Source organism: Microbacterium sp. (assembly GCF_044340635.1).
Taxonomy (GTDB): domain Bacteria; phylum Actinomycetota; class Actinomycetes; order Actinomycetales; family Microbacteriaceae; genus Microbacterium.
In genome coordinates this window covers 260,025-273,750 of sequence record NZ_JBIITF010000002.1, presented here as the reverse complement: position 1 = coordinate 273,750, position 13,726 = coordinate 260,025, and the positions used below count along the sequence as shown (strand labels likewise).

The window sequence follows — 13,726 nt, the reverse complement described above, 5'->3', positions numbered from 1 at the left end:
TGGCTAGAACGACTGGCTAGAACGGGCGGCCAGCGATCTGCTCGAAGGTTCCTCGAGATGGCGCGCCAGCTCGCGCCGCGCCTGCTTCGAACCTGGAAGACGCGTAACCGAGTCGATTCGCGAGATCGCGTCCCGCGGATCGACCAGGCCGGCGTCGATCAACGTGTCGACGACGGAGGTGGCGCGCTCGCGATGTTCGGGCTCGCGGATGCGTCGGGCGACATCGATCAGCGTGCGCAACGGGGAGGTGACGAGCACACCCTCGACATCCGACACGTCCTGATCGTCGACGCCGACGTCGTGGAAGATCGCCCGGCGGTCGATCAGGTTTCCGACCCGATGCGCCGCGCCTCGCAGGACGCTGTGCCGCGACGGTGGTTCGGGCAGCGCGCCGTAGACCCAGGCGGCACTCCACGAACCGACCACGAGACGGGGTCCGCAGATCGACCGCAGCGAAGCGGCTCGCGTCGCGGTGCTCTCGATGGCGTCCGCCGGCATGTAGCCCTCGCCGATCTCGACGACGTCGCCGTCGAGCCGTGCGGCGGACAGTTCGGCTATCGAGAGTCGCTCACCGGGAAGATAGATCAGAGGCCAGCGCATGCGATCGATTGAATCGCACGCCCCGTGCACTCACGCGCTTCGTGGGCACATCTGTGGACAAGCTCTAGCCGTCGACGACCTTGAGCCATGCGCGGCGCGTGTCGAGGTCGGCGGAGATCCGCTTGACGGCCGAGGCATCCCCCTTCGCCGTAGCGGCGGCGAGTTCGGTCTCGAGCTTGTCGATCGCGTCGGCGAGCTGACGGGCCATGTCGCCGGCGCGGGCCTTCGTCTCGGGGTTGTTGCGCTTCCAGTCGACCTCTTCGCGTGACTTGAGGGCCTGCTCGATCTTGCGCATCGCATCGTCCAGTGAGCGGTCTCGCTCGCGCGGCGAGACGCGTCCGATCTCGTCCCAGCGGCGCTGAATCGACGCGAGCAGCGAACGGGCGGCGGTCAGGTCCCGCTCGTCGGCGACGGCGGCGGCCTCCTGAAGCAGGGCCTGCTTGGCCTCGATCTTGGGCTCGGATTCGGCGACCTCTGCGGCCTCCTTCTCGGCACGCGTCGCGTACAGCGCGTCACCCGCGGCCTTGAACTTGGCCCAGAGCGCGTCATCGACCTTCTTGCCGGCACGGCCTGCGGCCTTCCACTCATCCAGCAGAGCGCGGTAGAACGGAATGCCGTCCTCGCCCTGGGGCAGCAGGGCTTCCGCGCGTTCGACCAGGCGAGCCTTTCGGTCACGGGCGCCCTTGTGCGTCTCGTCCAGCTCGGCGAAGAACTCGCGCCGGTGCTTCTCGACGGTGGCGCGGGCGTCGCGGAATCGCTTCCAGAGATCCTGTGACTCGCGCTTGGGCAGTCGCGGCCCGTTCTGCTGGTGCGCCTGCCAAGCCTCGAACAGGTCGTTCAGCTCCTGCGTCGCCTGCTTCCACTGCACGGACTTGGGGTCGCGCGCAGCGAGGGCCTCGGCCTTCTCAACCAGTTCCGTGCGCTCGACGACGGCGGCGTTCACGGCCTCCTTCGCGGCGGCAGCTTCGGTGGCGGTGGCGGCACTCAGCGTCTCGAGGATCGCGTCGACGCGCCCCATGAGGTTCGCGAGATTGCCGACCGCTGAAGCGCCGGCGATCTCGGCGCGCAGGTGCTTGGCCGCAGTTGTGAGATCGGATGCCGAAGCCCCACCGCCGCGCTGACGCTGCTCGAGCAGACGGACCTTGTCGGCCAGATCGCTGAACTTGCGCGCGAAGTAGGCGAGGGCCTCGTCGGGTGTGCCGTCGGGGTACTGACCGACGACGCGCCAGCTGTCGGTGCCGTCTACGGGGGAGACCTCGCGGACGGAGACGGTGCCGTCGTCGTCGACGCGGCCCCACGCCAGGTCGGGGGCGGAAGCAGGCTCGGGGGACACGGTGCACCTCTTGCTGTGGGGGGCGGAAACTCCCCCAGCCTAGTACGACGCCCCGTGCTGCTCAGGGGTTGTGCTCAGGGGGTCGTGGTCGGGCCGGGAACCGGATCGGACGAGACGCTCGGTGAGGGAGAGGGCGAGACCTCGGGAAGCGGAGCGCCGGGACCGGCGCCGTAGTACGCGAACTGACCGCCGATGGCGGCGAGGATGACGATGCCGCCGACCACCGATGCCACGATCGTGTCGCGCCGGCGACGCCCGAGTTGCGAGGCGCGCAGCTGCAGGCGCGCCTGATAGACGCGTGCTCGCTCGCGCTCTGCGCGGTCTTTGTCCGGCTTGGCCATCCGTCTGCTCCCGAGGTCGATCGCCTGAACTCTACGCAGGAGCACTTCGGGCGACCAAACTCGTGGGCACCCCGCGAACGGTCGCGACTCGCCGTGCGTCGCGCAACCCAACGGCGAGTCGCGTCCGTTCGATGGCGGAAGATCACGCAGCGGCTGGGGTGGCGCACGCGGGAGCCGCGTGTAGGAGGCCCCGACTAGCCTGGGACGGTGACGGGTACGCAAGCGCTGTTCCAGGGGTCGACACCCCTCGCGGTCCGCATGCGTCCGTCATCCCTCGACGAGATCGCGGGACAGGAGCACCTGCTGCGCCCGGGTTCGCCCCTCGTCGCGCTGGCCGACCCGAACCGGGCGTCGACCGGCGCCGTCTCGGTGATCCTGTGGGGGCCGCCCGGTACCGGCAAGACGACGCTCGCGCAGGCGATCGCGCGGTCGTCGGGTCGTCGTTTCGTCGAGCTGTCCGCCGTGACCGCCGGAGTGAAGGATGTCCGCGAGGTGATGCAAGAGGCGCTGACGCAGCGCGATCTGTACGGCACCTCCACCATCCTGTTTCTCGACGAGATCCACCGATTCACCAAGGCCCAGCAAGATGCGCTGTTGCCCGGCGTCGAAAACGGGTGGGTGGTGCTGATCGCCGCAACCACGGAGAACCCGTCGTTCTCGGTCGTGTCGCCCCTGCTCTCGCGCTCGCTCCTGCTCACTCTTCGCCCGCTGTCGGACGAGGAGCTCGGGCAGCTTCTCGATCGTGCGGTGACGGATGCGCGGGGCCTGGCGGGGGCCGTGGCGGTCGACGCGTCCGCCCGAGCGGCGCTGATCAGGTTGTCGTCCGGCGATGCGCGGCGTGCCCTGACCGCGCTCGAAGCCGCCGCGTCGATGGTGGGCGCGGTTCGTGACGTGCGGACGGACGACGAGCTCGACGTCGACGGGCAGGACGACGAAGCCGGCGAACCGCCCGTCATCACCGACGATGTCGTCGCGCAGGCCGTCGACCGGGCCTTGCTGCGGTACGACCGTCAAGGCGACGAGCACTACGACGTCATCAGTGCGTTCATCAAATCCATCCGAGGATCGGATGTGGATGCCTCGCTGCACTACCTGGCGCGCATGATCGAGGCGGGGGAGGACCCGCGATTCATCGCGCGGCGCCTGATCATCTCCGCGGCCGAGGACATCGGGCTCGCCGATCCCCAGGCCCTTCCGATGGCGGTCGCCGCGGCGGACGCCGTTCAATTCATCGGGATGCCGGAGGGGCGCATCCCCCTCGCCGAGGCGACCGCGTACCTGGCGACCGCGGCGAAGTCCAACGCCGCCTACCTCGCGATCGACAAGGCCATCGCCGATGTGCGTGGTGGACGTGCCGGCACCGTGCCCCTGCACCTGCGCGACGCGCACTACGCCGGCGCCAAGCGGCTCGGCCACGGCAAGGGATACGTCTACCCGCACGACACGGAGGTCGGCGTCGCCGCACAGCAGTACCTGCCCGACCCGTTGCGCGGCGTCCGCTACTACGAGCCGACCCCGCGGGGTGCGGAACGAGACATCCGGACGCGCCTCGACAAGATCCGCCGAATCCTGGGCTCAGAAGACTGACGTGCTAAGATCGTCGCTGGCCTAGTTTCTGTCGAGCGTGCGGCTGCGCGAGAAGAAACGACGGGTGTCGTCCTGTAGCCGGACGCCCCTGGCACACCCCTCTTCACTTCCCTCGGTCCGCCGCGTGCGAGCCGGGGTAGTCCACGTTCATACGTCCCGAAAGGTAAACGTGTCCACTAAGTCACGGACCCGCAGCAAGACCCGCCTCTCCCGCGCGCTCGGCATCGCCCTCACCCCGAAGGCCGCCAAGTTCCTCGAGAAGCGCCCCTACGCACCGGGCGAGCACGGCCGCTCCAAGCGCAAGCAGGACAGCGACTACGCCGTCCGCCTCCGGGAGAAGCAGCGTCTTCGCGCCCAGTACGGCATCCGTGAGGCGCAGATGCGCAACACGTTCAACGAGGCCCGCCGCCAGTCCGGCCTGACCGGTGAGAACCTGGTCGAGCTGCTCGAGCAGCGTCTCGACGCGCTCGTCGTGCGCTCGGGCTTCGCCCGCACCACGGCGCAGGCCCGCCAGCTCGTCGTGCACCGCCACATCCTCGTCGACGGCCAGCTCGTCGACCGCCCGTCGTTCCGCGTGAAGCCGGGTCAGATGATCCACGTCAAGCCGAAGAGCGAGGGCACCGAGCCGTTCCAGGTTGCCGCCGCCGGTGGTCACGCCGACGTTCTGCCCCCGGTTCCGGGCTACCTCGAGGTCGACCTGTCGACTCTCCAGGCCCGTCTGGTCCGTCGCCCGAAGCGGGCCGAGGTTCCTGTCACGTGCGAGGTCCAGCTCGTCGTCGAGTACTACGCGGCGCGCTAAGCACCGCGATTCACCGAAGGGCGTCCGATCCGCGAGGATCCGGGCGCCCTTCGTCGTCGGACACTACGATGGACGGATGCCGCGCGTGCGGTCCATGAGTGCGAGGAAGTGGTGACATGAAGAGCCTGCTCTGGTTCCTGATCGGTATCGTCGGCGGTTTCGCGGCCGCGCACGTGATCAACAAGAATCCGACCGGCCACGAGCTCCTCGCCGAGGTGGACGCGCGCATCGGTGAGTTCACGGATCGCATCGGCGAGGCCTATCGGGGTCAAGAGGCGAAGCTCGACGAGTTCGTCAGCGGAGCGAAGGATGCCGCATCCGGCGCCGTTTCCGCCGTCGTCGATGCTGCCTCTTCGACGAAGGCCGAAGCGTCGGACGCCGTCTCGGACGCTGCCGAGACGGCCTCCGACACCGTGACCGACGCCGCCGAGTCGGCCAAGGACTGATCCCACCCGTTGTGCGGCCGCCCTCGCCGGGCGGCCGCTTACTCACGCGCTTACCCCTGCGAGGAATCCCGCTCATGAAGACCGCCGAGATCGCTCAGCGTTACCTCGACTATTTCGAGAAGAACGGTCACGTGATCGTCCCGAGCGCCTCGCTCGTCACCGACGACCCCGCCCTGTTGTTCACTGTTGCGGGCATGGTGCCGTTCATCCCGTACCTGAGCGGGGATGTCCCGGCCCCGTATAAGCGCGCTGCCGACGTACAGAAGTGCATCCGCACGCTCGACATCGAAGAGGTCGGACACACGCCCCGGCACGGCACCTTCTTCCAGATGCTCGGCAACTGGTCGTTCGGCGACTACTTCAAGGAAGGCGCGATCCGGTTCGCGTGGGAACTCCTCACGACGCCCGATGCGGAGGGCGGGCTCGGCTTCGACCCGAAGGACCTGTGGGTCACGGTCTATGAAGAAGACGACGAGGCGCACGACCTCTGGCGCTCGTTGACGGATCTGCCGGAGGAACGCATCCAGCGTCTCGGCAAGGACACGAACTACTGGTCGACGGGCCTACCGGGCCCCGCCGGTCCATGTTCCGAGATCTTCTTCGATCGCGGTCCCGCTTACGGCATCGACGGCGGGCCGGCCACGGACGACGATCGTTATGTCGAGATCTGGAACCTCGTCTTCATGCAGTACGAGATCACCAACGTGCAGTCGAAGTACATCTTCGACATCGTCGGGGAGCTGCCGAACAAGAACATCGACACCGGCATGGGGCTCGAGCGCGTCGCGTTCATCAAGCAGGGCGTCGACAACATGTACGAGACGGATCAGGTGCGTCCCGTGCTCGACCGGGCGGTCGCGCTTTCGGGCCGCACCTACGGCGCGGATCATCAGGACGACATCCGCTTCCGCGTCGTGGCCGACCACGTGCGCTCGTCGCTCATGCTGCTCTCGGACGGCGTCACGCCCTCGAACGAGGGCCGGGGATACATCCTTCGCCGTCTGATGCGCCGCGCGATCCGTTCCATGCGGCTGCTCGGGGTCGACGGCCCGACGTTCGGGGAGCTGTTCGCCGCGTCCCGTGACGCCATGAAGGAGTCGTATCCGATCGTCGCGACCGACTACCCGCGCTTCGAGCAGTACGCCCTCGCGGAAGAGGCGACATTCCTGCGTACGCTCGCGGCGGGTTCGAGCCTGCTCGATGACTCGGTCGTTCAGATGAAGGATGCGGGGGGCACGACGATCTCCGGATCCGAGGCGTTCCTGCTGCACGACACGTACGGTTTCCCGATCGACCTCACCCTCGAAATCGCGCAGGAGGCGGGACTGTCGGTGGACCGCGACGCCTTCGACGCGCTCATGCTCGAACAGCGCACACGGGCCAAGGCGGATGCGCGCTCGCGCAAGCGTCAGCTCGCCGACACGAGCATCTACCGCGAGATGCGCGCTCTCGGGGAGACCGCATTCACGGGCTACACGGATCTCGAGACGGAGTCTCGCGTGCTCGGGCTGCTGGTCGACGGTCTACCCGCCGATCGCGCCGGCGCGGGCCAGATCGCCGAGGTTTTCCTCGCTGAGACGGCGCTCTATGCCGAGTCGGGTGGGCAGGTCGCCGACAAGGGCGTGATCGTCGGCCCGGGTTACGAGCTCGAGGTCCTCGACGTGCAGCGGCCCGTGCCCGGCCTCATCAGCCACACGGTCGAGGTCACCACCGGCGAGGTCGGTGTCGGCCAGCCTGCGACCACCGTCGTCGACGCCATCAACCGTCGCGCGGCCCAGCAGGCGCACTCCGCGACGCACCTGATCCACGCGGCGCTGAGGGATACCCTCGGATCGTCGGCGACCCAGACCGGATCGCTCAACCGTGCGGGCTACCTCCGCTTCGATTTCGCGTGGGGGCAGGCGCTGTCCGACGCGACCAAGTCCGAGATCGAAGAGATCGCGAACAACGCGGTGCGCGACAACCTCGAGGTCACGACGCGCGTGCTGTCGCTCGACGAGGCCAAGGCGGCGGGCGCCCAGGCTCTCTTCGGCGAGAAGTACGGTGACGTCGTTCGGATGGTCGACATCGGCGGGCCCTGGTCGCGCGAGCTCTGTGGGGGTACCCACGTGTCGACCAGCGCGCAGATCGGTCTCATCAACCTCGTCGGCGAGCAGTCGGTGGGCGCATCCAACAGACGCGTGGAGGCGCTCGTCGGTCTCGACGCGTTCCGCGAGCTCGCGGCAGAACGAGCGATCGTCTCGCAGTTGACCGCGACGCTGAAGACACCGCGCGACGAGCTGCCGGCCCGCATCGCCGAGCTCACCGCCAACCTGAAGGCGGCCGAAAAGAAGGTCGCGGCCTTCGAGACGCGCGCCTTGCGCGAACGGGTTCCGGCCCTTGCGCAGACCGCAGCGGCCGTCTCGGGCACGGCCCTGGTGGCCGAGTCCGTCGGAGCCGTCGCGTCGCAGGATGACCTGCGGCAGCTCGTCACCGCCGTTCGCGACCGCCTGGGCACCGCACCCGCGGTTGTCGCGCTCGGCGGCAGCGTGGACGGTCGCGCCGTCGTGATCGTGGCCACCAACGAGGCCGCGCGTGCCGCTGGCGCCAAGGCGGGTGCCCTCGCGAAGGGCGCAGCGGCGGCCCTCGGCGGGGGCGGCGGCGGGCGCGATGACGTCGCCCAGGGTGGCGGCACGGACCCTTCGGCCATACCCGCGGGCCTGGCCGCGGTCCGCTCCGCCCTCGAGTCACTCACCACGTGAGTGGCTTCCGACCGGGCGTGCGACTCGGAATCGACGTCGGCACGGCCCGTGTCGGTGTTGCGCGCTGCGATCGCGACGGCCTCCTGGCGACGCCGGTCGAGACCGTGCCGCGCGCGAGCGGTGATCCCGTTGCCCGGGTGGTCGAGATCGCGCGGGAGCTCGAGGTGGTCGAGATCGTGGTCGGCCTGCCCATCAGTCTCGCGGGGCGTGAAACGGCGTCGACCGCCGATGCCCGCGACTTCGCGCGGGGGGTGGCAGCGGCATCCGCTCTGCCCGTGAGGCTGCTCGACGAGCGCCTGACGACCGTGACCGCGAACGACGCCCTCCGCCGTTCCGGGCGCTCCCAGCGTGGTTCACGTAGCATTGTGGACCAGGTCGCCGCCGTCGTGCTCCTGCAGCAAGCGCTCGATGTCGAGAAGCGAACGGGGCTTCCGGCCGGTCAACCCGTCCTGCCCGAGGAGTAGTTGATGTCTGACGACAAGCGTCCCGACGAGCATTCCGGCGATGACCGGCTCGCCGACCTGTTCGGGCGCTTGCCCGACCCGCGCAGGCGCGCGGTCGACGAGTCCGCCTCCCCGACCGAAGAGAAGCCGGCCTCCCCGCCGTTGCCGGCATCCTCCGCCGAGGACGCCGCGGCGCGGCAGGTCCCGCTTTCGCGCCGTGAGCTGCGACAGCGCGCCACGGGAGAGAGCCCCACGATCGTCCCTCCCTCCCGTCGGGAATCGGATGCCCCGGCTCCGGTAACCGCGCCGTCCACATCAGGTGCACCGGCTGCGCCGGACCCCGTCTCCGCGACGCCGCAGCCAACCACCGAACCCGCCCCCGAACCAAGAGCCACGCCCCGCGCCCCGAGCGCGGCGGAGCCTATCCCGGGCGGAGTCGCCGCGGGCGCTGCGTCGGGCTCGCAACCGCAGCTGCGTCGCTCCGCCACCCTCACGCTCGAGGATGTGTCGCCCGCGGGTCGCGCGACGTCTACTCCGACGCTCGACGAGCTGTTCGCCGAGGAGAAGCGCATCGTCCCGTCCAAGAAGGAGAAGCGTCGCAACCGCCGCGTGGGCGGGTGGATCGCGCTCGGTGTCGTCATGGTGCTGTTCGGCGGAATCGGTCTCGGCGTCGCGTGGGCATGGAGCAACTATGAGGGCCCCATTCGTGCCCTGATGGGCTGGGAAGAGCCGCGCGACTACGAGGACGGCATCGCGGAGGGCGAAGCGCTCCTGACGATTTCGGCAGGCGACGGGGGACAGGCGATCTCGCAGAGCCTCTTCAACGCCGGCGTGACAAAAACCCCCGGCGCGTTCTACTCGTTGTTGCTCGAACTCGACGCTGTCCCCACGTTCTATCCGGGTGTGTACAAGCTGCAACAGAAGATGACGTCGGCCGCGGCTCTCGCAGCGCTCGAGAATCCGGAGAGCAAGCTCGAGAACTCTGCACTCATCCGCGAAGGATTGACGGTCGAGCAGACCCTGCCGATCCTCGCGGAGGGCATCGGCCTGCCGATCGAGGACTTCCAGGCCGCCGTCGCCGACCCCGCAGCGTACGGCGTGAGCGCGTCGAGTCTCGAGGGATGGCTCTTCCCCGCCCTGTACGAATTCGATCCGGGCGTCACCGCGACCCAGGTGATCCAGCGGATGGTCGACCGCACCGTGACGTCGCTCGACAGCGCGGGTGTGCCCGTGGACGACCGTCAGCGGATCCTCACGATCGCATCGATCATCCAGCGCGAAGCCCGTGAGGCGGAGGACTTCTACAAGGTGTCGCGCGTGATCGTGAATCGGATGCAGCCCGACAACCAGGAGACTTTCGGTCTGCTGCAGATGGACTCGACGGCCCAGTACGGCTACGGCGAGATGCACGATGGCACCGTGAGCTCGTCGGCCGAGGCGCTCGAGGACGACAACCCCTGGAACACCTACAAGGTCACGGGTCTGCCGGTCGGGCCGATCGCCAATCCCGGTGACGTCGCCATCGACGCGGCCATGAAGCCGGCCGATGGTCCGTGGATGTACTTCGTGACCGTCAACCTCGACACCGGCGAGACGATCTTCACCAACACGAACGCCGAGCACCAGCAGGCGGTCGAGCAGTGGCAGCAGTGGTGCGCAGACAACCCCGACTCGGGTTGTTGACGTGACGGATGTCTCGGGCCCCACGGCTCTCGCCGTGTGGGGCAGTCCCGTCGCGCACAGCCGCTCGCCCGAGCTGCATGCCGCCGCGTACGGCGTGCTCGATCTGCCCTGGAGTTACACCCGGCGCGAGGTCGATGCGGAGGGCTTCGACGCCGCACTGGCGGGCCTCGGCGCGGAATGGCGAGGCCTGTCGCTCACGATGCCTCTCAAGGAACGCGCCTTCGCAGCCGCGTCTCGTCGCGATCGTCGCGCCGAACTCACCGGCGCCGTGAACACGCTCCGCCTGAGTCCCGATGCCGACCCGCACGGCGTCAACACGGACGTCGGGGGACTCGTGGGCGCTCTGCGTGAACTCGGCGTCTCATCGCCGGATGTCGCACGCCTGATCGGTGCCGGGGCCACGGCATCTTCCGCGATCGTCGCACTGGGAGAACTCGGCACGCGACGCGTGGACGTGTGCGCCCGTCGGCTCGTGTCGACTGCTCCGCTCGTCGATCTCGGCGACCGCATCGGCGTCGATGTGCATCCGTACCCCCTCGGCACGACCCCGCACGCGGCGGCAGACGTCACGATCAGCACACTGCCGGGCGGCACGGTGCTCCCGCCCGACCTCGTGGCGTCGGTGGCGGACGCGGGTGGCTCGCTTCTCGATGTGGCCTACAGCCCGTGGCCGTCGGCCCTGGCCGACGTGTGGTCGGCACGAGAGGCGCGTGTGATGTCGGGACTCCCGATGCTGCTCCACCAGGCGCTGTTGCAGGTGCGCTTCTTCGTGTCGGGCGACGTCGATGCGCCGCTGACGGACGAGCACGCGGTGTTCGCCGCGATGCGCTCCGCGCTCATGGGAGACTAGGAGGATGCTCCGCGTCCTCACCGCCGGCGAATCGCACGGCCCCGAACTGATCGCCATCATGGAGGGTCTGCCCTCCGGCGTGCCCATCTCGTCAGATGCGATCCAGGCCGACCTGCAACGCCGCAAGCTCGGCTACGGCCGCGGCTCGCGCATGAAGTTCGAGCAGGACGAGCTCACGATCTCGGCCGGTGTTCGCCACGGTCTGAGCCTGGGCAGCCCGATCGCGCTACGCGTCGGCAACACCGAATGGCCCAAGTGGGTCGAGGTCATGAACGCCGAACCGGTCGAGTTGACCGAGAAGTCTCGTGGACGAAGCGCGGCCCTCACACGTCCGCGCCCCGGTCACGCCGATCTCGTCGGCATGCAGAAGTACGACTTCGACGAGGCGCGTCCGATCCTCGAGCGCGCAAGTGCCCGTGAGACGGCAGCCCGCGTCGCCCTCGGCGCGGTCGCGCGCGCGTTTCTGGCCGAGCTCGGCATCCGTCTGGTCAGCCACACGCTCTCGATCGGTACCGTGCATGTCCCGGATGGCGCCGCGCTGCCGACGCCGGACGACGTGGACGCGCTGGACGCCGACGACCTGCGCTGCTTCGACGCCGAGACCTCGACGCGCATGGTCGCCGAGGTGGATGCAGCCCGAAAGGACGGCGACACACTGGGCGGGATCGTCGAGGTCCTCGCCTACGGTCTGCCGCCGGGACTCGGGTCTCACGTGCACTGGGACCGGCGGCTCGACGGCAAGCTCGCACAGGCACTCATGAGCATCCAGGCGATCAAGGGGGTGGAGGTCGGCGACGGCTTCCTCACCACGACGCGCCGCGGCTCGGCCGCCCACGACGAGTTGTTCGCCACGGCTGACGGCATTTCGCGCTCGACCGATCGTGCGGGCGGAACCGAGGGTGGCATGTCCACCGGCACGGTGCTGCGCGTCAGCGCAGGCATGAAGCCCATCGCGACCGTGCCCCACGCGCTTCGCACGGTCGACGTCGCCACGGGCGACACGGCATCCGCTCACCACCAGCGGTCGGATGTCTGCGCCGTACCGGCCGCCGGGGTCGTGGCCGAGGCCATGGTCGCCATCGTGCTGGCCGACGCCGTGCTCGAGAAGTTCGGCGGCGACAGCGTCGGCGAGACGCGCCGAAACCTCGACAGCTACCTCGCGGCGATTCCCGAGACCCTGCGCACGACGCCCGCGTCCGAGGCGGCACTCGTCGAGCATGAACTCTTCGGCTGACGCCCGGGCCATCGTCTTCATCGGTCCGATGGGTGCGGGTAAGACGAGCATCGGTCGCCGGGTCGCCCGTGCGCTGCATCTTCCGTTCGTCGACACCGACCGCGTGATCGTTCGTGACAATGGCCCGATACCCCAGATCTTCGCGCAGCATGGGGAGCCGCACTTCCGCACGCTCGAGCGCGATGCTGTCGCGGATGCCTTGACCACCGGTTCCGTCGTCTCCCTCGGCGGGGGAGCCGTGCTGGATCCCGCGACGCGTTCTGCGCTCGCGGCGCACCGCGTGATCTACCTGACGGTCTCGCCTGAAACCGTTGCCTCGCGCATCCGGGACGCCAATCGGCCGCTCGTCGCGGGCGACGATCCGGTCGGCGCGTGGCAACGCATCTACGCTGAGCGCCGCCCCCTCTACGAAGAGGTCGCCGATGTGACCTTTGACACATCCTCCGGGCCGATCACGCGTGTCGCGACGGCCGTCCTGGACTGGCTGAAAGCAGACGAATGAACGACGTCACCACCATCACCGTCACGGGTGAGCCCGGCTACGACATCACCGTGGGCCGAGGCATCCTCGATCGTGTGGGCGCGGCTCTCGCGCAGACCGTGCGCAAGGTGCTGATCGTGCACCCGCCGACGTTGGGAGCGCGCGCGGCCGAGCTGCGTCAGCGTCTGATGGACGAGGGCGGGCGGGAAGTCCTGCTCGCCGAGATCCCGGATGCCGAGCAAGGCAAGCGCGTCGAGGTCGCCGCGTTCTGCTGGCAGATCATGGGCCAGGCCGACTTCACGCGCACCGACGCGGTCATCGGCTTCGGCGGCGGGGCCGTCACCGACCTGGCCGGCTTCGTCGCGGCCACCTGGCTGCGCGGCGTCGACCTGGTACAGGTGCCGACGACCGTGCTCGGGATGGTCGACGCGGCGGTCGGCGGTAAGACCGGCATCAACACGGCCGAGGGCAAGAACCTCGTCGGGGCGTTCTGGGCCCCGCGTGCGGTGATCTGCGACCTGGACCTGCTCGAATCGCTCCCGAAGAACGAGGCGGTCGCCGGATTCGCCGAAGTCGTCAAGGCCGGCTTCATCTGGCACCCGCAGATCCTCGACGCGATCGAGGCAGACCCCGCCGCGGCGACGGATGTCACGAGCCCCGTCTTCCGCGAATGCGTGGAACTCGCGATCGGGATGAAGGCCCGTGTCGTGAGCGAGGACTTCCACGAGTCGGGCCTGCGCGAAGTCCTCAACTACGGGCACACTCTCGGCCACGCGATCGAGCACGCCGAGCGCTATCGCTGGCGGCACGGCGCCGCCATCTCGGTCGGCATGGTGTTCGCGGCGGAGTTGTCACGCCTGGCGGGGCGGCTGCCGGATGCGGCGGCCTCCCGTCACCGCGACATCCTGAAACTCCTCGGGCTTCCCACGACCTACCGGGCGGGGGCGTGGCCGACCCTGCTTGCGTCGATGCAGCGCGACAAGAAGAGCCGCGGCGGTCTGCTCCGTTTCATCGTCCTGGACGACATCGCGCGCCCGACGGTGTTGCAGGCGCCGGATGACTCGCTCCTGTTCGCCGCCTATCAAGAGGTCGCGGGCGGTTGAGCTCTCGGTCGCTGAGCCTGTAGAAGCGATCCGTGGTGGGAAGGTTCCGGTGCTCCCTTCGACAGGCTCAGGGAGCGTGAGGTGG

Annotated in this window: 13 protein-coding genes; 10 read left to right on the top strand and 3 right to left on the bottom strand. The window is 69.0% G+C overall.

Going from position 1 to position 13,726, the window contains the following annotated elements; genetic code table 11:
* Positions 1 to 3: 3 nt before the first annotated feature.
* The 3 genes from ACIQ0W_RS03065 to ACIQ0W_RS03055 all read right to left on the bottom strand — a co-directional run bounded on the left by ACIQ0W_RS03065 (position 4) and on the right by ACIQ0W_RS03055 (position 2,274).
* Positions 4 to 600, bottom strand: coding sequence for a type IV toxin-antitoxin system AbiEi family antitoxin (locus tag ACIQ0W_RS03065; RefSeq protein ID WP_396641386.1), 597 nt, complete (start codon positions 598 to 600; stop codon positions 4 to 6).
* A gap of 64 nt (positions 601 to 664) precedes the next feature.
* Positions 665 to 1,933: a DUF349 domain-containing protein gene (locus ACIQ0W_RS03060; protein ID WP_396641385.1), complete on the bottom strand. Its 1,269-nt coding sequence runs from the start codon at positions 1,931 to 1,933 to the stop codon at positions 665 to 667.
* Between the two features lie 74 nt (positions 1,934 to 2,007).
* Entirely contained in the window at positions 2,008 to 2,274 is a 267-nt protein-coding gene (locus ACIQ0W_RS03055; protein ID WP_396641384.1) for a dioxygenase, read from the bottom strand.
* A gap of 207 nt (positions 2,275 to 2,481) precedes the next feature.
* On the opposite strand from ACIQ0W_RS03055, the gene ACIQ0W_RS03050 reads away from it, so the two are divergent.
* The 10 genes from ACIQ0W_RS03050 (at position 2,482) to aroB (ending at position 13,641) form a co-directional block, all read left to right on the top strand.
* On the top strand, positions 2,482 to 3,861 hold the full coding sequence (locus ACIQ0W_RS03050) for a replication-associated recombination protein A (protein ID WP_396641383.1): 1,380 nt from the start codon (positions 2,482 to 2,484) through the stop codon (positions 3,859 to 3,861).
* A 169-nt stretch (positions 3,862 to 4,030) separates the two neighbouring features.
* Positions 4,031 to 4,660, top strand: a complete 630-nt coding sequence (gene rpsD, locus ACIQ0W_RS03045; RefSeq protein WP_036296063.1) for a 30S ribosomal protein S4 — start codon at positions 4,031 to 4,033, stop codon at positions 4,658 to 4,660.
* A gap of 116 nt (positions 4,661 to 4,776) precedes the next feature.
* On the top strand, positions 4,777 to 5,106 hold the full coding sequence (locus ACIQ0W_RS03040) for an ATPase (RefSeq protein ID WP_396641382.1): 330 nt from the start codon (positions 4,777 to 4,779) through the stop codon (positions 5,104 to 5,106).
* Between the two features lie 74 nt (positions 5,107 to 5,180).
* Positions 5,181 to 7,847, top strand: coding sequence for an alanine--tRNA ligase (gene alaS, locus ACIQ0W_RS03035; protein ID WP_396641381.1), 2,667 nt, complete (start codon positions 5,181 to 5,183; stop codon positions 7,845 to 7,847).
* A complete protein-coding gene (gene ruvX / locus ACIQ0W_RS03030; protein ID WP_396641380.1) occupies positions 7,844 to 8,311 on the top strand; it encodes a Holliday junction resolvase RuvX in 468 nt (155 codons plus the stop codon). The genes alaS and ruvX overlap by 4 nt, the downstream gene beginning before the upstream one ends.
* Before the next feature lie 3 nt (positions 8,312 to 8,314).
* Entirely contained in the window at positions 8,315 to 9,973 is a 1,659-nt protein-coding gene (mltG, locus tag ACIQ0W_RS03025) for an endolytic transglycosylase MltG (RefSeq protein WP_396641379.1), read from the top strand.
* Position 9,974: 1 nt separating this feature from the next.
* The gene (locus tag ACIQ0W_RS03020) at positions 9,975 to 10,823 is read left to right on the top strand and encodes a shikimate dehydrogenase family protein (RefSeq protein WP_396641378.1); all 849 of its coding nucleotides are present in this window, start codon (positions 9,975 to 9,977) and stop codon (positions 10,821 to 10,823) included.
* A gap of 4 nt (positions 10,824 to 10,827) precedes the next feature.
* Positions 10,828 to 12,057, top strand: a complete 1,230-nt coding sequence (gene aroC, locus ACIQ0W_RS03015; RefSeq protein ID WP_396641377.1) for a chorismate synthase — start codon at positions 10,828 to 10,830, stop codon at positions 12,055 to 12,057.
* On the top strand, positions 12,041 to 12,559 hold the full coding sequence (locus tag ACIQ0W_RS03010) for a shikimate kinase (protein ID WP_396641376.1): 519 nt from the start codon (positions 12,041 to 12,043) through the stop codon (positions 12,557 to 12,559). Before aroC ends, ACIQ0W_RS03010 begins: the two co-directional genes overlap by 17 nt.
* Positions 12,556 to 13,641, top strand: coding sequence for a 3-dehydroquinate synthase (gene aroB, locus ACIQ0W_RS03005; RefSeq protein WP_396641375.1), 1,086 nt, complete (start codon positions 12,556 to 12,558; stop codon positions 13,639 to 13,641). Before ACIQ0W_RS03010 ends, aroB begins: the two co-directional genes overlap by 4 nt.
* Positions 13,642 to 13,726 lie beyond the last annotated feature (85 nt).